Raw genomic sequence first — 20,050 nt, 5'->3', positions numbered from 1 at the left:
TTACTTTCCTGCTATCGCCTGTCTTAGTGCTTTAATCATTAGAAGTGATGACGTAGCACCAGGGTCTTGGTGACCGATACTGCGCTCACCTAAATAGCTTGCACGACCTTTCTTCGCTTGCATTTCAATCGTTGACGTTGCGCTTTTCTCTGCAACTTCCACCATTTCATCAAGTAAATGGTCAGGGCTAGTACCACCTTCTAGAGATGTTTTCATCTCATTAAGTACTGGTAACCAAACGTCACACATTGTCTTGTCACCCTGCTCCGCTTTACCTCTAGAGATAACCCCATCAACACCGCTCTTAAGATCGTCAATTAGCTCTTGGAAAGTCAAAGACTCACGGCTCCCTACTGACGCAGCTGTACGAATAAACAACGTGCCATAGAGTGGACCACTCGCCCCGCCAACGCTAGACAACAGCGTCATGCCGGTATTCTTCAAAATGGTCGAAATGTTCTGCTTCTCTACTTTTGGCAAGGTTTCTTTTACTTTCTTGAAGCCACGATTCATGTTTAGACCATGGTCTGCATCACCGATGTCACGGTCAAGATCAGTTAGAAAGTCTTGGTTTTCTTCGTACGATACTGCGCAAAGCTCAAGCCAGTTAATGATGTGTTGTTTTTCAATTTGCATGTGTTATTCCTCGGCTTACCACTTCATCGCTGCTGTATCTACTGGAGCATCAAATAGCTCTAGCATCTCGGTGTCTGCTTTTAACAGCGTGATAGACACACCTTCCATATTCAAAGACGTACAGTAGTTACCCACTAGGTTACGAGCAAGACGGAAACCTTCTTTCTCACAGTTATGTGCCAAACGGTTATATACACCGTAAAGCTCAGACTCTGGTGTTGCACCAAGGCCATTTACAATAGCGATATAGTCATGATCTGTTTCGAAGTTCTCGATTGTTGATTCAACTTCGTCCCATTCACCTTCTACGCGATTCCAAATACGCAGTGTGCGGCTGTATGCTAGATTTTCTTTAAGCTCAAGGAACATCTTGTCTACCAACTCGTCAGCGTTGGTGTATTTAATGCGCTCGATGCCCGGTTCACCGTGAATACCGACACCAAATTCAACTTCGTCGTCTGCTAGTTGGAAAGATGGTTTACCCGCTGCTGGTACTACGCATGCATCTAAAGCAACACCGAACGAGCGGCAGTTATTATTAATACGGCGAGCGAGTTCTTCACACTGCTCTAACGAATAACCCTTGTCTGCTGCTGCCCCCACGATTTTCTCGACAAGAACTGTACCCGCAACGCCCCGGCGGCCTGCAGTATATAGACTGTCTTTTACCGCTACGTCATCATCAATCAACACAGAGCCAACCTTGATGCCGTCAGAATGAAGAAGCTCAACCGCTGTCTCGAAGTTCAGTACATCACCAGTGTAGTTTTTGATGAAGAATAAAACGCCCTCACCCGTGTTAACTTGGTTACCACATTCATACATTTGGTCGGGTGTTGGTGAGGTAAATACTTCACCTGGGCAAGCTCCCGTCAACATCCCCTTACCAATGAAGCCCGCGTGCAATGGTTCGTGACCCGCGCCGCCACCGGAGACCAATGCAACTTGTCCTGGTGTTTCTTCATGCCACATGTAACGTGGCTCGTAGTTAGCTTTTAATTGTGGGCGAGAGGCAGCAAGACCTTCCATTTGCTCTTTTACAACGTCTTCAACACTATTGATTAGCTTTTTCATACCTTGTTTCTCTTTTGTAATTTTTAATGTTCGTTTAATTGGATTTGTGTAGGTTTAGAGTCATAATATGAACAAATCCCATGTCCACAACGAAAATAATTCACGTTTCATAATGGAACGTTTTCTTTTTTCTGACGTTCCGTTTTGAAACACAAACCCTGCCATTTTGAAGATTTAGTGATCTACTCCAAGATATCCTCATTCCTCGTCATCTTAAGAAATCACCCTTTGCTAGCCATGTCATAAAAACAACAAACACACATTGGAATGACTTAGCAAATGACTACTCCATACCTATGATGAGTCCAACGTTGAAACAAAAATAACCATTAACAGAAGGTCTGAAAAAATGGACAAAATTATTATTAGCCCAAGTAAGTATGTTCAAGGTGAAAACGTATTAGGCTCTATCGCTAGCTATGTAAAAGCACTTGGTGCTAACCCACTTGCTATTGCTGATGAATTTGTAACTGGCCTTGTAGGCGACACAGTTAAAGAAAGCTTCTCTAAAGAAGATATGCCGTTGGCAATGGACGTATTTAACGGTGAATGTTCACGTGTTGAAATCGACCGCCTTACTGACATCTGCGCGACTCAAAAGAACGATGTCATCATTGGTATCGGTGGCGGTAAAACGCTAGATACGGCTAAATCAGTAGCGTTTTACACTAAGATTCCAGTCGTTGTAGTACCAACTATCGCTTCAACTGACGCACCAACAAGTGCATTAGCGGTCATCTATACACCAGAAGGTGAGTTCGCTGAGTATCTGCTATTCCCTAAAAACCCAGATATGGTTGTTATGGACACCAAAGTTATTGCTGGCGCACCAGTTCGTCTTCTTGTAGCTGGTATGGGTGATGCTTTATCTACTTACTTTGAAGCACGTGCCAACATGACATCTGGCAAAGCAACAATGGCTGGCGGTGCGCCAACACGCTCTGCCCAAGCATTGGCAAAACTTTGCTACGAAACGCTGCTTGAAGATGGCCTAAAAGCAAAAGTTGCCGTTGAAAATGGCGTCAGCACTACAGCTGTTGAAAACATCATTGAAGCAAACACATACCTAAGTGGTATCGGTTTTGAAAGCTCGGGTCTGGCGGCTGCGCACGCTATTCACAACGGCTTAACGAAACTTGAAGAATGTCACCACCTGTATCACGGCGAAAAAGTGGCATTTGGTACGTTGGTTCAACTTGTTCTAGAAAACGCGCCAATGGAAGAGATTAACACTGTAATCAACTTCTGCCGCGAAGTAGGTCTACCAACCAACCTATTTGAAATGGGCGTAAAAGAAATCAACAAAGACAAGCTATTTGAAGTGGCAGAAGGTGCAACGGCTGAAGGTGAGACCATTCACAACATGCCATTCCCTGTTACCGCAGACAGTGTGTTCGCGGCAATTCTTACTGCGCACCAACTTGGTCAAAAGTAATCTCCCTGTCGTTATGAGGGTCAAGAGCCAGCTTTAAGCTGGCTCTTTTTTGTTGATCGATGTTCCCTGCCGCCGATTTACTATCTATACTCAAAAAGGTTCTTAAAAAGAGAGAGTTAGGACAGTGACAGCCAAAAGGCAACGTATCTTAGAAGTGGCTCTTGAGCTAGCTACCACGGCAGGCATCGATTCGCTATCAACTATTGAGGTAGCAAAACAGGCAGACGTTGCAAAAGCAACGCTATTCCATCATTTCAAATCTAAACAGACTCTCGTAAACGCGATTTATGAATCGATCAAGACAGATTATGACTTTTTTACTGGTCATGAGTCCCTAGATATCAATGCTCGATTAGAGCTTTTATGGCGAGAAAGCCTTTCTTGGGCAGTTGTAAATCCAGAGAAAGTGGCATTTTTGAGCATGTATTACACATCTCGAACTGTTCCAAGAGAAGCTCGCCAGCGAGCTAAACAGCAATCACTTGATGGACTGCACCGTCTTATTCAGGAAGCCCAACACCATAATGGTTTACAAAATGAGAGTACAGAAGTGCTAATGGAGTCCGTCTATTCAATGTTTATGTCTACAGCGCAGAACCTAGTTTACGAAGAGCCTCAACGACATGCATTGTTTGTTGATGGAAGCACTTTAGTGTTCAAACGTTTACTAAACTGCCCTACTATCTAACACTACTCTCTTCCTTCCTCATCTCTGTGCGTGTGCTAGTTGTTAACTAACATATATTTATCTGAGTTTAACTTTAAGTGAACCAAACTAAATCCACATCTTAGTGCTGTTGATTGTTCACGACCGACCGGATGGTTAGTATTACCTCATCAACTGAGGCGAGACAGCAAAATAGGAAGTTTCTTCTCTTTATGTCTAAGAACAACTTACTGAATTTACACATGAGGGTAACCATGAAAGCTTCTAAACTAGCGACCATTCTTCCTGCTGCTCTTGCGCTATCGGCTAGCGTACATGCAAGTGACTCCCTGTCGTTTGATGTAACGGTAGAATCTGACCACCAAAAAATTAGCGATGCTCAAGTATCATTATGGTATGCACAAGCTGGCCAATCACCAGTGCTTATGGCTGAAGGTCAGAGTGGACACGATGGTCAAGTATCCTTTTCTGAGAATACACGACAAGACGAAGGGGTCTATTACCTAACAGCTAAAGGCGGCACTATTCAGGGCAAGTCCGTCGAAAAATACCGAAGTTTAGCGATTTTAAATAGCCAGCAGCAAGGTGATATTGTACTGAATGAACTCTCGACTATCGGCTCACTTTGGCCAAATGCTCAACAATACGCTCAAAACTATGGTTTAAGCGGTTCGAAAAACGGCTTACTTATCGGCTCAGAGCAAGTTCAAAACTTAGTTGATGTGCAAACAGGCCAGTTTGGCGCTACTGTGCTCAACGGCGTTAACTCAGCAGACTCCGAGACTGTCGCTCGTATGAATACGCTCGCAGCATTAACTGCTCTTTGTGGCGCAGAGCAAGCACGCGACCTATGTGACCAATATTTAGCGATCACACATAGTGATGATACGTTAGAAGCACTATCTAAGATTGCCCAGCAGCCCTACTTACATACTAAGGCTCTGTTTGATCTGTTTGCTAATGCCTATGTCTATCCAAAGGGTGAACAACGTCGAGATACCGACTTTTTACCATACTTGAGCTACACACCAGACGATTTTGCACTTATGGTTCGTTTCACTGGCGGCGGTATTTATTCACCGGGGCGCCTGATGTTTGATAACGAAGGTCAGCTTTGGAGTGGACAAAACTGGATGCCAGGTTCTCAGTCAGGGTTAAGCACAGCGATTGGCGGTGGCGTAGTAAAAATGGCCCCGAGTGGTAAGCCATTGTCCCCTCCTCTCGTTGGGTACAATAGTCAGGGGCTTGATGGCAGCGGCTGGGGCACTACAGTGTCAAAAGACAAGGTTTGGATTAGTACATTCAATGCAAAAGTTGGCGTATTCGATCTGACAGGTAAAGCACTCGGCCCTGCAACTATCAATGGTCAGCACGGCCAATTACAAGGTCTAGCAACCGCACCAAACGGCGATGTTTGGGTATGTGATAACCAGTACAATCACATGATACGTTTCCCTAAAGGCGATTACACCAAAGGCGAGATTGTCGATGTACCGGGACTTAAACGACCATTTGCGGTTGCTGTAGACAACAATAACGTGGTTTGGGTAACAAATAACGGCTCAATGACAGTCACACGTTTTGAGGCCGATAACCCTGGTAATGCGAAGCAAATTAAAACTGGTATCGCTCCACGTGGTCTTGCTATTGATTCAAAAGGCAACGTATGGGTAGGCGCTAACTTGTCTCCAGGTTACCCGCTACCTAACATTCCAAAAGGAACAAGCATTATTGATGAGTTCCGTATCTCAATTGAGAACATATTTGCGCACCAAGCTGATATACCAAAAACAGGTAACGTAACTATGATTTCTCCAGATGGTAAAGTAGTAAAATCTAACTTACTTGATAATGAAATCTATGCAGCGTGGGGGGTTAGTGTTGATGGTGCTGACAATGTCTTTGTGGGTAACTTCTTAGGTACAGGTTTTGCTCAAGTGTGTGGTGAAGATACGTCTAACTGCCCAACGGGCACCAAAACCGGTGATCTTATTCACTCATACAAAAGTGGTGTTATGCAAGAAGCAACTGACACTATGGTGGACGACGCAGGTAACGTGTGGGTAGCTAATAACTGGAACGTAATTAGTGCTTTAACTGATAAAAACCCTGAGCGCAGAACATCAACCATGGGAGGAGGAAACGGTATTGTCGCAGTTTATGGTATAGCTCAACCAGTGAAAAATCCGTTAATTGGTCAAGTACGAACAAACGAATAGTGTAATGAAAATACCTTTATAAGTTGACGCTTAGCGAGGCCTACTATGTAGGCCTTTCGTCGTTTCTTTGCCCGAAAAGCCTCCACCATATTGAAACTTTATTAGCTTAGTTCACATCTAGAAACAGATACTAACCTAATGAATCAGTTGAATTTATTTTGCGGAAGTAAACATGATTTAGATTAATTTTCACACATCAATATGCACTTAGTATCTCTTGTGAAAAATAACTCTAATATCAATAAGGAAGCAGTAATGAAATCAACAGCAGTACTAAGTTTATCGGCGATACTTTTAGCTCCAATTCCAGCATTGGCAGATCACACGGTAATCGATGGTATGGACTTCGGTCCTCTTGCTCAACTTGTCGGAACTTGGAAATCAGTAGAAAGCGGCGGTGTCGATATATCTCCAGCTCAGGCAGGCACTGAACAAGGTAAAGGAGCACCTGCCATTACCCCATTCTACGAGACCATGACGTTTGAAGTAGCAGCGGATGCGGTCAATGCCAGTGAACAAACGCTTGTTGCGCTTTATTACAAGCAAGAAGTTTTCCGCAAAGCTGACGATACTAAGTTCCACGACCAACGCGGTTACTTTATCTATGATCAAGAGAACCAAATCGTTTACAACTCGTTCTGCGTACCTAGAACGACCTGTGTCACTGCAGAAGGTGCAACTGGTAATGACATGACCTTAGTGATGTCGGAAAGAGGCGTTGCTGAATCTAACTTCATGAAAGAAAAAGCAAGCACGACTGGTTTCACAATGAACATCAAAATCGACGGTGACACGTTAACTTACTCTCAATCGACAGTACTAAGTATCTATGATGGTGAGTTTGCCCACACCGATTCATCTGTACTTGAACGCATAAAGAACTAATACTGCACACAAAAGTAACTCGTTTCAGCTGAAGCCATACGCTTCAGCTGTTTCTCTTTATCATTCTACGGCTCTCACCTCACTAATTCGTCGTAGCCGCTAAACTTTCAAGCCAAGAGCTCATCGACCATAGTTGATTGACCAATTCCACAGCAAATAGAGCCAAATTGCACGTTCGTGACTATTAAGCAAGCTCCGCGTATGGCAGAATGATCAGACAACAACGAAAGCTCAATCCTCCATTATTTGTAGAGCGAATATAATGGTTGGAAGAATCAGTAGCTACGTAAAAGCAGCGGTTAATCCCATGTAGAGGAGATTCAATAATGACCCATGAAACAAAGACAATGGAAGTACCTGTGGCAATTGCTGATAGAGTACAAGCATTGATTGATGGCTTTATAGCGAAAGAAAAGTTCAATGCTGAACGAAAAGAAGTGGTCAACAACTTTCTTGCAATGGATGGTTTAAGCTGTGAAATGGCTGTTTACAGCCTGCCTCAAGACGAGTTAATCAGCACGCTAAGTTATGTATATGAACTCTCTGGTACTAACAGTCGCTTCGTCAAAAACATTATTACTCAGACCAGAGATAATCCTAAGAAAGTGCTTTCTGATTCTCAACGCTCTTCGGCGAAGAGCCTATTATTTAACTTGCTTAATGATCCCTCGGTAATCTCAGCAATGAAAGAGAATTAATTGTCATAATTGACCAATTACTTCCTGGATAACCTAAAAGCGAGCATCTTTAAATGCTCGCTTTTGTTTTACTTCTAGCAAATAGAGTTAGTCACTTAATTCTTCAATTGGCATTGAATTGCTTGAATCAATGCCTGGACCCCTGCCTTCACTTTCTCGCGTGAACAACCAAGGTTCAATCGCAAATAACCAAGTCCAGGCTCTCCATAAACCTCGCCCGACATGATCGCTACGCCATAGTCATCAATTAACGTCCTATTAAGAATATCCATATCCAGAGCTAACGGTGAAAGATCTATCCACGCCAGATAGGTTGCTTCTGGTATAACGTATTCAAGATCTTTAAACGAAGCACTGAGGGATTCTCGTACATAAATGTGGTTTTGGTAAACGTAGCTATTGAGTGCTTCTAACCAATCTTCGCAATGATTGTAAGCTTCCATAGTGGCAATAACGCCAAGAATTGAAGGGGATGACAATCCATCTACTTGCTTCAATTTAAACAAGTAATCCTCTCTCGTTAGCGCATTAGGAATCAATGCATACGCGCCGTTCAGCGCAGGCACGTTGAACGACTTTGATGCTGAGGTCACTAACGCCCATTCCATTGATTGATCAAATCCAGTAAATGGTAAATGAGAGCCAAAGCTGACATCCATATGAATCTCATCCGAGATAACTCGCACACCATGCTTGGCGCAGAGCTCAGCCATTTTGGTCAGCTCTTCATGCGTCCAAACTCTTCCTGTTGGGTTATGCGGACTGCAAAGTAGTAAAATCGTATTTTCAGGCCGAGCAATTAAACATTCAAAGTCCTGCCAATCTATTTGATAGCGGCCCTCAACTTTTAGCAGTGTACTCCTTGCGCAAACTCGACCTTGCCCTTCAATCATTTTGTCGAAAGCGTCGTAAGCTGGCGAGTGAAAGACTACCCCTTCTCCTACTTTCGACCAACGCTCAATGAGCTTAGAGATGATATAGATAACGGATGGTCCATAAACAATGTAATCTTTGTCAATCGTTGTACGGAATCTTTTTGAAAACCAGTGAGATATCGAGACTTTGAAATCATCATGATTCCAGCGGCTATAACCAAAAACAGGGTGTTCAATTCGGCTTTTCAACGCACTTTGAATCGCAGGAGGAGAAGCAAAATCCATATCGGAGATCGTAAATGGCAGCAATCCAGCTTTGCCAAACCTATCTTGAACATAGTCCCATTGAGTGCAATAAGTGCCTTTTCGATCTATTACGGTGTCAAAATCAAACTCTTGAGTCATTATTGTCTCCAAAATGAATAAACCTCAGTGCCAGACAATCGACACTGAGGCAAAGCAAAACATCAGACTAGCTTGCGCTCATTAGAGCCTGCATTTCGTTTTTAACCAAGTGCACTTGAGTGCCAATAACCACCTGTAAATTATGCTCATCAAGCTTAATAACACCCAGAGCACCGTTGGCTTTAAGCTTCGCATCATCCACTAAACTCATGTCATTAACAGACATACGAAGACGTGTAATACAGTTATCGATAGAGGTGATATTCTCTTTTCCACCTAACGCAGCCAATACCGCAGCCCCTTTACCAGATTCATTTACAAATGCAGCTTCAAGTTGACTATCCACTTCGGCCGTATCAACTTCGCGGCCCGGTGTTTTCAAGTTAAAGCGAGTAATCGCGAATTTGAATACTGAGTAGTACACGACAAACCAAATACCCGCTACTAGTGGTACCAAATACCATTTGGTCGCTGTGCCTTGGAGAATACCAAAGACGAAGAAATCAATAATATTACCGTCTGTGTTACCGATAGTGACGTCTAGCAGCCCCATAATCATGAAGCCAACACCTGTCAGAATTGCGTGAACAAAATACAGCACTGGTGCAACGAATAGGAACAAGAACTCAAGTGGTTCAGTAATACCGCCCACTACACACGCCACTACGCCAGAGATCAAAAGTGCTTTAATCTTCGAACGATTTTCTGGACGAGCACAGTGGTACATTGCCAGTGCAGCGCCCGGTAATCCACCTAGAAAAGTAGGCATTTTGCCTTGAGAAAGGAAAGCAGTAACTTCAGGCGTGAAACCCTGAGTGTCAGGACAAGACAGTTCGGAGTAGAAAATATTCAATGCACCAGAGACCGTTTGACCGCATACTTCCATCGTACCACCCGCTTCAGTAAAACGAATGAGAGCAACTAAGATGTGGTGTAATCCAATAGGTAATAACAAACGCTCGCCAGTCCCAAATAGCATTGGACCAAACTCACCAGCACCTTCGATAACATGTCCAATACCATTGATACCCGCTGCGAAGTATGGCCAAACAAATGGGATAAATACGCCAACCACACCTAGTACAATCGCAGAGATAATCGGGACAAAACGTGCACCGCCAAAGAAGGCTAATGCATCCGGCATTTTGAAAGTGTAATAACGCTGGTGTAGTTTCGCGACGATAATACCCACGACGACCGCGCCTAGGATACCCGTATCAATCGACTCAATACCGATAATGCTTTTTACGCCATACGCTTTTTCCTGTACGTCATCACCCAACACACCAGCCACGGTCAAGAAGAAATTAATGGCAAGATTAAACGCCGCATAACCAACAAAACCCGCAAATGCCGCCACACCCTTTTCTTCGCGTGCTAAACCTAGCGGAATCGCAATCGCGAACATCACCGGAAGATAGATAAACGCCACGAGACCTATTTTCGTCATCCACATAAATAGGTATTGCAACAAAATGTTATCTAGTAGAGGAATCGCTTCTTTAATTGCCGAACTCGACAGCGAACTCCCCACCCCAAGTAAGATACCTGAAAAGGCGAGAAGCGCGACAGGCAACATGAAAGTCTTGCCGAGGCTTTGCAAAAACTCCCACATGGTCGATTTGTTATTGCGTGTAGACATAGTACGTCTCCAAAAGATTAAGAGCTTGTAGGGCTCATACTCACCACTGCTGATGGGCATGATATTTTGTATTTATGACGCAAATATAAGCTGATAAAACTTTTGATAAAACGTTTTATCAGCAAATCTGTGATCCACTTAAACAACAAATCCCATATCCAAAGTAAGGCTTTAAAAAACAATACAATGAAGGTAAAGTAATTTGATAAAACGTTTTTCCTACATTAAGTGAAACTATGTCATCAAAAAAAGTGACCATTACAGAAGTCGCTAAATATGCGGGAGTCTCCGTCACAACTGTTTCCATGGTATTGGGAAACAAAGGACGTATTTCTCCCGACACTATAGATAAGGTTAACCAAGCTGTTGAAGAGCTTGGCTACATTCGTAATCGCGCTGCAGCAAACTTACGTTCAAATTCGAGCGAAATAATCGGTCTGATCCTTAAAGACATTAGTGACCCTTATTACTCCGAAGTCGCATCTGGAATTAGCGAAGAGATTGAACGCCAAGGGTATATGTTGATTCTGGCTCAAAGTGGCGATAGTCAGGAACGATTTGAAAAGTGCATGATGACAATGTCTCGGCAAGGTGTCGGTGGTATCGCTTTCTGCCCTATCGCTGACAACCAGCAATTTAATATCGAAAAAATGAAGGAACAAAACCTGCCTTTGGTTTGCGTCTCTCGTGCATCGCTCGACAAGCAAATAGATTTTGTCGGCCCTGATAATAACTATGCGGCGAAGCTAGCAACCGAACATCTAATAAAACAAGGACATCGCCGAATCGCATACGTTGGAGGTGCAAGCAGTTCGTTGTGCAGGGCGGAGCGAATCGGAGGATATTGTTCCACCCTCATGCAATTTGGTCTGCCCTTTAAACCAGAGTGGGTGGTGGAGTGCGAAAAAGGTCAAAAGGCAGCCGCTAATGCAGTACAAACGCTACTGTCCGAACACCCGCAAGTAACCGCAATTCTTTGCCACCACTCTTCTACGGCGCTTGGTGCTGTATACGGTATTCATCGTTCTGGACGACAAATTGGTAAAGACCAGTTTATTGGAGAACAAGTGTCACTTATCGGATTTGATGACGTAGAAGAAGCAGAGTTAACCGAGCCTCCGCTTACTTTCGTCAACTTCAACGCAAGAGAAATGGGTAGACAGGCAGCGAAACGTCTTATTAGCCAACTAGAACAAGAACATTCTCAACCGTATAGTCTTATTCAACCACCTCAACTGATCATTCGCGAGTCGGCGTAGCTGCCGGCTTTATAGCTATTATTGCCGTTACCGTACGCAGAGCCCATTTTTAATTTCTTCTATAAATCAATCACTTTGAGTAGTAGTCATTTTCTACAATCCCTTTCATAATGAGTGAGGGACAGAAGGAATGCTCATGAAAAACACCTACGCTCTACTTGCTGCTTTTGGATTCACTGTTAGTAGTTTCGCCAATGCTACCAGCAGCGCTGATACTCTATTGATTAATGCCAATATATACGGTTACGACAATGCAACGGCCATAGCCGTTCAGGATGGTAAAATCCAGTCTATCGGTGACCTCTCACAGATTAAGTTTTACCAAGATAAACACACTGAGGTTGTCGATCTTAAAGAAGCTTATGTCTTACCTGGTTTTATTGATAATCACAATCACGTATTTGAAGCTGCTTCGGAGGCTGGCGGAAACTGTGCGTTGGGATTGGATGCAACATTAGAACAGCAAGTCCCCTATTTAAAAGCCTGCGCGCACCACAGTTCTGACAACTCTTGGTTGATTGGATACGGCTTTTCGCTAGAGGCTATTCTAAGTGACGACAACGAAAACACTCCGTTGCAAGTTCTGGACGAGATATTCCCCAACCGTCCCGTTATCGTAATGGAGCAAACTTCACACTCTATGTGGGTCAACTCCGTGGCTTTGGAACTCGCAGCAATTTCTAGCAATACGCCTGATCCTCAAGGCGGAAAAATCCTCAAAGATCGAGAGAACGAAGAGCTCAACGGTATCCTTTTGGATAACGCTGGCGACATCGTTATGGAGTTGGCATGGAATAGCATGAGCAACCAGTTCGACCAAAGTTATGACGGTTTAATGGTTGGGCTAGAACAAGCAGCCGCTCATGGCATTACCACGATTGGTGACGGACGCATGTATTGGAAGCGAGGTTGGTTTGATGTATGGAAAGAAGCCGAGCGCAACGGCGATTTAACCGCTCGTGTATCTTTGCGTCCTTGGATTTACCCAACTGACACTATGAAACCTCAATTAGGTTATCTGAAGAAAATACACGCTAGCGATTCCTCGCAACGACTGATTGTAGACCAAGTCAAAATGTACAGCGATGGCATCTTTATTAACGGAACGGCGAAAACATTAGCCCCCTACTTGGATACTTATATTCCCGACCAACCTTACGGCCTGAATTACATCCCCCCAGTCGATATGGAGAAATGGCTGGCGGCACTTGATGAAATTGGCTACAGCGCGCACATTCACGCTATCGGCGATGGCGCAATCAGAGAATCACTCAACGCGATAGCAAAAGTTCGTCGCCATGGTTCTACTAAACCCTACACCTTGACTCATGTGGAGTTAATCGACAACGATGATATTCCTCGCTTTGCCGAGTTAAATGTCACCGCCGACTTTCAAGTGGGTTCCAACTATGTAGCCAACAATGACCATCAATGGGCAAATGCATTTCTTGGAGCACTACGGGCTCACGCTTTGATGAACTTGCGCGCTATATTTACTAGCGGTGCGAACTTAACCTTAAGCAGTGACTGGAATGTGCATGACATCAACCCATTGGTTGGCATAGCCAATAGTATTCACATGGGTAGTAAGGGACTTCCTAATGTAAAAGCAGCAATCGATGCCTATTCAATTAACGCCGCAAAGAGTCTGGGTATTAGTGATATTACTGGCAGCATTAGCGTCGGAAAATCTGCTGACTTTGTTGTTCTTGATCGTGATATCACGAAGGTCGCAGTAGAGGATATCCCTTCAGCAAAGTTTATGATGACCATGCTACAAGGCGAAGTCGTCTACAGTCAGCCGTAAGACTTCGTTTAAGAGGCGATAAAGCTGCCACCCAATATAACAAATATAGAGCCGCACCCTTTGTTGAAACGCTTGCCATGCCGAGCCAACCAAGGACGCAATCTATTTGCCAAGCGAGCAATGAGATACTCAACAGCAAATTCCACCACAGCAAAGGTTACAGCAATAACCACAAATTGCTGCATCAACGGTGTGGTGGAGTTCATAAACTGAGGTAGAAACGCACCAAAGAACAACAACACTTTGGGATTAGACACCGCCGCCAAAAAGCCTTGAATAAACAAACCACGTTTTTTGGCGTTATCAGTTTGCTCGACACTTGTCTCTTCTGGACTCGGACTATTCCAAAGCTTATAACCCAAATAGATGAGATACGCACCACCCACCCATTTTAGGATAGTTAGTGCTTCCGAAGTCGCTAACATGACGGCACCTACTCCAAACATCGCCAGTGCAATCAACAACACAAAGCCAATCACACCACCAGTAATAGTCGCTAACACTTTTGCCTTGCCATAGACGACACCATGACTCAATGCGAGCATGCCATTCGGACCAGGAGCCAAGGACAGACACACCACACTAAACAGATACACTAACCAAACATCAAACGTCATTGTTAACCATAAAATTGAATTACTTATAACGTCAGTATACGAATTACTAGCGTTTGCCTTAGGTGATATATAGACTTAGTGCGGTAAATTTTGGACATTACATTATCAACGGAGCTCTCATGACAGCCTCACCTGACCATACAGATGTTCGCTTTCTTTTAGTCATCCTAGACCAATTCAACATGCTACCTTTTGGCGGCTTTTTGGATAAATTACGGTTTTCAGCCGACGAAGAAGATTACAGCCAGCAGCGCTACTGTCAGTGGAACATCTCCTCTCTAAAACATGGTGCGATCACCTCAAGCAGTGGCGTTGCGGTTGAAACTGAATGTGCGTTAAAAGACGCACAATTTGAGCATTACGATTATGTTGTTGTTTTCGGCTCACGAGGCGCCGCACAAAGTATGGAGAACGCGACCGAATATAAGCCGCTATTAAAAAAAGCCGTGACACGAGGTGCAACTTTAGTTGCTATCGATAATGCTAGCTTCCTATTCGCGGCATGTCGGTTGCTGAATGGACATCGTGTTGTCGTCCATTGGCGTCACGAACAAGAGTTTGCTAGTGAATTTCCGGATATTCCATTGCTCTCTGATCAGCTCTATTACGTTGATAAAAATCGAATAACTTGTGTTGGAGGCACCGCTGCGATTGAGTTAGCCGTTGAGTTAATCAGTCGACATTGTGGTCGACAAAAGGCGCTAAAAGGACTCGCAGATATGTTCATCGATGAGACAAGGCAGAGTCAGCATGGAGTGAAATCCCTCTCTTTTGGGCAGGATGGCAATGCTGCTTCTCCTACGCAAACCAAACGTGCAATAGCGTTAATGCGTCAAATGCTATCGAAGAGACAAACTATCGATGTTATCGCGAGCGAGATTGGTATAAGCCGACGCCAGTTAGATCGTTTGTTCATGGAAGCACACGATACCACGGCAAAAGGCTACTGGTTGAAGATGCGCCTTGGGCATGCACATTGGCGAATAGCCAACTCAAGCCTGCCACTTGGTCGAATTGCCGAAGAAATCGGCATCGGTGATGTCAGTTACTTTTGCAAACAATTCAAGCGCCACTACGGTATTAATCCGGCAGAATTGCGCCGTACAAAACATGCTCTTAGTACATCAGCTTAATGTTTGATCATCCAAACCGTATTTTTGGATCTTGCGCCACAAGGTTGTTCTACCAATGTTAAGCGCTTTCGCCATATCTTGCATCTTGCCATCAAACATATTCCAAGCTTGAATAATGGCCTTCTTCTCTACTTCTTCGAGCGTCAGTATTTGCTTACCACTCTTCCCCATCGCGTCGTTAGAATTATGTTTAATCTCTTCTGGGATATCTGCGAGTGAAATCATATTGGAACTGCGGTTGAGTAAAATTCGTTCCATACGGCTTTTCAGCTCGGAATTGTTACCTTGCCAACTAAACTGCACCAGAGCCTCCATTACTGTGCGCTCAATCGACACCGCCACATTATGACGCTTTTCATAGTTGGTAATAATCATCATCACTAATTGCTCGATATCTTCTTTGCGCTTTCTTAATGGTGGGATATTGAGTTCGTTGGAAGAGATTTCGTAGTAGAGCTGACGACCAAAAGAGCGCTGCGCCACATATTCACTAATATCAGATGTGGTACTGGTAATCAGTTGAAATGCCACTGGAATCAAGCGCTGACTGTCACTACGGCTCACCAAACCAGTCTTGAGTAACTTCAAAATCACAGTTTGTAGTTCGGGACTTAAATACTCGATCTTCTCCAGATACAAGCTACCGTTGTGCGCCAATTCGAACTTAGAAGGCAAACCATGGCTATCTTCATCGTCGTAACCCAACATTTCGCGAATCATTGCTTCTGAAGTGAGTGAGCGACAATTGATACTAATAAACGGTCCATCTTTGAAGTCACTTTCGTTGTGTATCGCCATAGCTAAGTCAGACTTACCCACGCCTTCTTCGCCAGTAATTAAAATTGGTGCCTTAGACTTGATCGCTCGCTTCGCTACAGTAATAACATGCTTCATGCCTTTTGACTGAGCGTTGAGATTAGCAAAGGTGTATTTCGCACTGCCGCCAATTTGCTGTTGTGCTAACTCGCGAATCTTATCGATTGGATGGATAAAAAGCAGTTTAGAGCCATCCACTAATGGCCTGAGTGTGATGATCGATTCAATAAACTCACCACCAATCTCTACCGTCGTTTGCTTACGGCGGATCGTGCTGTTTTCTTCGATACTTCTCAAAATAGAAGGCGCAAAACGAACAATAGAAAAGATATCCTTTTCAATAACATCTAACGTCTTGAATTTAAGTAATCGTTCTGCCTGAAGGTTTGTCATCGTGATACGGTTTTCATCATTCCATGCTAGTAAACCGTCATCCATACACTCTAATGTCGCATTGTGCGCATTCAGCAATCGGTTCATATTCTCTTGCTCGTTTTGCACATGGATTTGCAACGCAATTTCCTTAGCACAGGACGAAATAATCACATGGTTTTCTTTACTGTACTCCTTAGCGCGTTTTAGCAAAGAAATCGTGCCTCTTAAGCGTCCGAACGTATCGAAAATAGGCGCTGCCGTTGTGGCATAAGGATGTAAATGTCGATTAAAATGCTCAGCCGCAAATACTTCCGCTGGCATATGGGTGTTCAAAGTCAAACTGATGGCATTGGTGCCTAATTTGCCCTCAGAAAAAAAGCAGCCTTTTTTTAAACCAAGTTCATTCACCTCGCGCAGCAAATCGTCATGCCCAACAGTAAATAAGACACAACCACTATCGTCTGTCACAAATAGAATGACTGCTTCATCACGCAGCAAATCATAAGTATCTTCAATGACTGTAGTCGCACAGGTAATCACTCGCTCATTACGCTTGATGAGTGATTTGAGGGTATAACCTGAGGCAATGTGGGGCTTGGACCAATTATAAGGGCTAGATTGCTTGGAGCAGCGCTCCCACGATTCCAGAATTGGTGACAACATGAATTCCGGGGAAACCCAATGATGCTTCTGGAAAAAATCCCATTTCTTTTTGTTATCTTCTATGGACAGCATTGATAAACCAGATTTGTTCGCTTTTGAGCGAAACGGATACGAATTGACGAGTAGGCTGACTACATCGTGCAGACCCTGTATTTTACTGACTTGCGCTATTAATGAGAGTGATCGCATTCACAACACGAATGGACATTAATGACTAATTCGAATAACACTGATCTTAGTCAGAATTGGTTAGAATTAACTGAAAATTGACTCTTTAGTATTAGGCCTTGCCTGATCGGCAATAGGCTAATCTGTAGAAAAGTATTGGGAGATGTTGAGAAAGTTAGAGGATAAGGTTAGTAATGCACTTCCATGTGTGCATAACGAATCGTATTAGATCCAAGCAAGAGAAAGTAGCAAAAGAGGTACCGCAATGGATGCAGCCATTTTTGTTAAAGATAACGCTTCACGAAGTATGACTTTAGATTTTGAATCAATAAGCTCAACCGGTTGTTCAAGAGCAATAGTTGCTGTGTTGTTCATGTGTTTTCCTTTTAGAAGCAGCGAACTGCAACCCAGCCCACCTTGTGATTTATGTCGCAATTTTGCGCTCTTTTGTGAACCACGTCAATATCAATTTGTAATTATTTGTCCATTTATGTCGAAAACAACAAAACAAAAAGCCCTGTGCTAACACAGGGCTTTAACTAGTTCTATAACTATCTGAATTTACGCGTTTTTAATGCCATCTAACAAAGTACGATAACTAGATGCTTCGCGGTAGAATACCGCAGGTTTTCCAATTGGCGCCTCCACATCTATCCATCCACCGTCAAATACCTCACCAGTCCAAGCATGAATCCACTTGTCTTTAGGGAGATAGACACGTTTTACGGTTTCGCCTTGGTTGTATACTGGTGCAACTAGGATATCGCGGCCGAATAAGTACTGATATTTAATGTCGTAGGATTCGTCGTCAGACTCATAATGCATGAATAATGGACGTTGAACCGGCATACCTTCCCTAGCATTAAGTGCAACTGCATCTTTAATGTATGGCTTAAGGTGGACAAATATATTAGTCATCTTAGCCAAATGACTCATGGTTTCCGCATCAGAGTCATATTGGTGGTTATCACCGGGACGGTTACCCTCATGACTGCGCATAATTGGCGTAAATGCAGCCATTTCTGCCCAGCGTTGGAATAACTCTTTAGTACGCTTCATGCCATGCAATGTAGTGTAACCACCGATGTCGCTATGGTGAATACCGTTACCCATTAAGCCTGAAGACAGAGCCGCTGGAATAACAGAAGCCAGACCATCATCAAGACACCAATCGACCGACTGGTCGCCACCCCATAAGGTGTGACAATATCCTTGAATGCCGGTACCACCAGCGCGCATAAAGAACAAAATATCATCGGTTTTACCCGCTTCTTCAATCGCTTCATGCTGCACTTTCGCCCAACGATAAGGCCACTTGTTGTGTTCGATTTCCGCACTTACACCGTTGCTTAGAGAGCAATCTGTAGGGAGGTATTCGCCAAAGTCACCCATCCAACCGTCAAGACCGAAATCAATCATGTTGTTTTTGATGACACCCTTATACCATTCACAAGCTTCTGGGTTCGTAAAGTCAACGACGCCACAATAAAACTCGCCAAAGTCGACAACATATTTAGAGCCATCTTCCTTCGTTGCTAGGTAGCCCTTTTGTTGCGCTTCGTCATACAGAGGAAAATCTTCAAGCACATATGGGTTGATGTAACCCAAGAAACGTACGCCCTGCTGTTTCAGTTCATGAATCTTAGTATCTAGCTCTGGGTATAGGTCTTTGTTCCACTGCCAATCCCATTGAAGTCGTTTACCAAACGACGTCATCTTGATACCTTGCCAATCTTGGCACCAGGCACCCGCTACCTGAATTCCGGCTTTCTTAGCAGCTTCCACCTTCTCGATGGTAATTTCAGTACCGCCTTGAATACCTAATATCACACCGTCATGCACCCAGTCTGGCATTTCTGGCTGACGACCAAAGACACCGGTGATATTGGTCATGAGTTCTGGGTAGCTGTCTTCTGCATCAAACAGAATGTATTGTGGGATATCCCAAGCTTGCAGCTCATGGAATTCTGAATTGGTAAAATCAAAATCTGCGTAAGCCGTAGTCTCTAAATGGCAGAAATACTTTTTGTCTGAAACGAAGGTTGGTTGCGGGTAGTTAGTGTTGTAGTAATCGCCGCCAGCTTTATCAAGCACGTCCGCTTGCCATGTCACGTAAGTGTTCTTGTTGCGGCCAACGCCTGGTTCTGATGACCAAAGCGGGAAATTTTTACCACGTAAATTTAGATACGTTAGCTGCTCACCACAGCCGAAAACACGTTCTTCTTCAGTTGCTGCGACGCGCATCCAGAAACGGTTGAAGCTCTTATCAATCGCCTCAAACTCCGCTTTTAAGCGAGACTCAGCTGTCTCACCAACAATTATTTTAATGACTTCTTTACCATCAAAATAGAAACCGATGGTATGAAAATCTTGGCCTTCACGAGTGAAACTATCCACTTTGAATTGACGCAATGGCAGGCGCTCAGTCACATAATCCGTGATATCAAAATTACCGCGATACATGTCGAAGTTGCCTTCACCAATACCCAAATAAAGAGCAGGCTTAGACACGCTATGCTCGACAACCGTGCGGCCTTTATGTTGCAAGGTAAAGCCTTGCTCTGTAACGACTAAGTTCATCTTATTAACCCTAAAGAATTCAGAAATCTGAATCGAAAAATCATTTGAAGAAGGCGCTAAAGTCTGTGCCCTAGCGCCCTACTATCGTTAATCAAA

Annotated in this window: 16 protein-coding genes; 8 read left to right on the top strand and 8 right to left on the bottom strand. The window is 43.8% G+C overall.

All coding sequences use genetic code 11. The features are described 5' to 3' along the window. Window positions 1-636 (bottom strand): dihydroxyacetone kinase subunit DhaL, encoded by a 636-nt coding sequence (gene dhaL / locus AWH66_RS12455; RefSeq protein WP_006069634.1) that lies wholly within the window; start codon window positions 634-636, stop codon window positions 1-3. A gap of 15 nt (window positions 637-651) precedes the next feature. Continuing rightward, complete coding sequence (gene dhaK, locus AWH66_RS12450) at window positions 652-1,710, bottom strand: dihydroxyacetone kinase subunit DhaK (protein ID WP_063606920.1); 1,059 nt, start codon at window positions 1,708-1,710, stop codon at window positions 652-654. Window positions 1,711-2,059: 349 nt separating this feature from the next. Here dhaK and AWH66_RS12445 point away from each other — a divergent pair, with 349 nt between their 5' ends. The 5 genes from AWH66_RS12445 to AWH66_RS12425 all read left to right on the top strand — a co-directional run bounded on the left by AWH66_RS12445 (window position 2,060) and on the right by AWH66_RS12425 (window position 7,614). Next, window positions 2,060-3,145, top strand: coding sequence for a glycerol dehydrogenase (locus AWH66_RS12445; RefSeq protein ID WP_063606919.1), 1,086 nt, complete (start codon window positions 2,060-2,062; stop codon window positions 3,143-3,145). Between the two features lie 124 nt (window positions 3,146-3,269). Then, window positions 3,270-3,833 (top strand): TetR/AcrR family transcriptional regulator, encoded by a 564-nt coding sequence (locus AWH66_RS12440; protein ID WP_063606918.1) that lies wholly within the window; start codon window positions 3,270-3,272, stop codon window positions 3,831-3,833. 233 nt (window positions 3,834-4,066) lie between these two features. After that, window positions 4,067-6,031 carry an NHL repeat-containing protein gene (locus tag AWH66_RS12435; protein WP_063606917.1) on the top strand — a complete coding sequence of 655 codons (1,965 nt, stop codon included), beginning with the start codon at window positions 4,067-4,069 and terminating at the stop codon, window positions 6,029-6,031. Window positions 6,032-6,286: 255 nt separating this feature from the next. Further along, on the top strand, window positions 6,287-6,916 hold the full coding sequence (locus AWH66_RS12430) for a heme-binding beta-barrel domain-containing protein (protein ID WP_063606916.1): 630 nt from the start codon (window positions 6,287-6,289) through the stop codon (window positions 6,914-6,916). 326 nt (window positions 6,917-7,242) lie between these two features. Further along, window positions 7,243-7,614, top strand: coding sequence for a hypothetical protein (locus AWH66_RS12425; RefSeq protein WP_006069628.1), 372 nt, complete (start codon window positions 7,243-7,245; stop codon window positions 7,612-7,614). Window positions 7,615-7,709: 95 nt separating this feature from the next. Here the strand turns inward: AWH66_RS12425 and AWH66_RS12420 are convergent, their stop codons facing one another. Both AWH66_RS12420 and malX read right to left on the bottom strand, forming a co-directional pair. Next, the gene (locus AWH66_RS12420) at window positions 7,710-8,894 is read right to left on the bottom strand and encodes a MalY/PatB family protein (protein ID WP_063606915.1); all 1,185 of its coding nucleotides are present in this window, start codon (window positions 8,892-8,894) and stop codon (window positions 7,710-7,712) included. A 67-nt stretch (window positions 8,895-8,961) separates the two neighbouring features. Next, window positions 8,962-10,536 carry a maltose/glucose-specific PTS transporter subunit IIBC gene (gene malX, locus AWH66_RS12415; protein WP_063606914.1) on the bottom strand — a complete coding sequence of 525 codons (1,575 nt, stop codon included), beginning with the start codon at window positions 10,534-10,536 and terminating at the stop codon, window positions 8,962-8,964. A 236-nt stretch (window positions 10,537-10,772) separates the two neighbouring features. On the opposite strand from malX, the gene malI reads away from it, so the two are divergent. Both malI and AWH66_RS12405 read left to right on the top strand, forming a co-directional pair. Continuing rightward, window positions 10,773-11,795, top strand: a complete 1,023-nt coding sequence (gene malI / locus AWH66_RS12410) for a Mal regulon transcriptional regulator MalI (protein ID WP_063606913.1) — start codon at window positions 10,773-10,775, stop codon at window positions 11,793-11,795. Between the two features lie 136 nt (window positions 11,796-11,931). Next, on the top strand, window positions 11,932-13,602 hold the full coding sequence (locus tag AWH66_RS12405; RefSeq protein ID WP_063606912.1) for an amidohydrolase: 1,671 nt from the start codon (window positions 11,932-11,934) through the stop codon (window positions 13,600-13,602). A gap of 8 nt (window positions 13,603-13,610) precedes the next feature. Here the strand turns inward: AWH66_RS12405 and AWH66_RS12400 are convergent, their stop codons facing one another. After that, on the bottom strand, window positions 13,611-14,219 hold the full coding sequence (locus tag AWH66_RS12400) for a LysE family translocator (protein ID WP_063606911.1): 609 nt from the start codon (window positions 14,217-14,219) through the stop codon (window positions 13,611-13,613). Between the two features lie 119 nt (window positions 14,220-14,338). On the opposite strand from AWH66_RS12400, the gene AWH66_RS12395 reads away from it, so the two are divergent. Beyond that, the gene (locus tag AWH66_RS12395; protein WP_063606910.1) at window positions 14,339-15,352 is read left to right on the top strand and encodes a GlxA family transcriptional regulator; all 1,014 of its coding nucleotides are present in this window, start codon (window positions 14,339-14,341) and stop codon (window positions 15,350-15,352) included. On the opposite strand, the gene dhaR is transcribed toward AWH66_RS12395, so the two are convergent. The 3 genes from dhaR to AWH66_RS12385 form a co-directional block, all read right to left on the bottom strand. Next, window positions 15,344-17,278, bottom strand: coding sequence for a dihydroxyacetone kinase operon transcriptional regulator DhaR (gene dhaR, locus AWH66_RS12390; RefSeq protein WP_063606950.1), 1,935 nt, complete (start codon window positions 17,276-17,278; stop codon window positions 15,344-15,346). The genes AWH66_RS12395 and dhaR overlap by 9 nt on opposite strands. 321 nt (window positions 17,279-17,599) lie before the next feature. Further along, the gene (locus tag AWH66_RS25940; protein WP_167360951.1) at window positions 17,600-17,749 is read right to left on the bottom strand and encodes a hypothetical protein; all 150 of its coding nucleotides are present in this window, start codon (window positions 17,747-17,749) and stop codon (window positions 17,600-17,602) included. Between the two features lie 186 nt (window positions 17,750-17,935). Next, entirely contained in the window at window positions 17,936-19,954 is a 2,019-nt protein-coding gene (locus tag AWH66_RS12385; protein WP_063606909.1) for an alpha-glucosidase, read from the bottom strand. Window positions 19,955-20,050 lie beyond the last annotated feature (96 nt).

Source organism: Vibrio barjaei (genome assembly GCF_001639065.2).
GTDB lineage: Bacteria > Pseudomonadota > Gammaproteobacteria > Enterobacterales > Vibrionaceae > Vibrio > Vibrio barjaei.
Note: the sequence above shows the minus strand (reverse complement) of the source record. Positions and strands in the feature narration are given on the sequence as shown.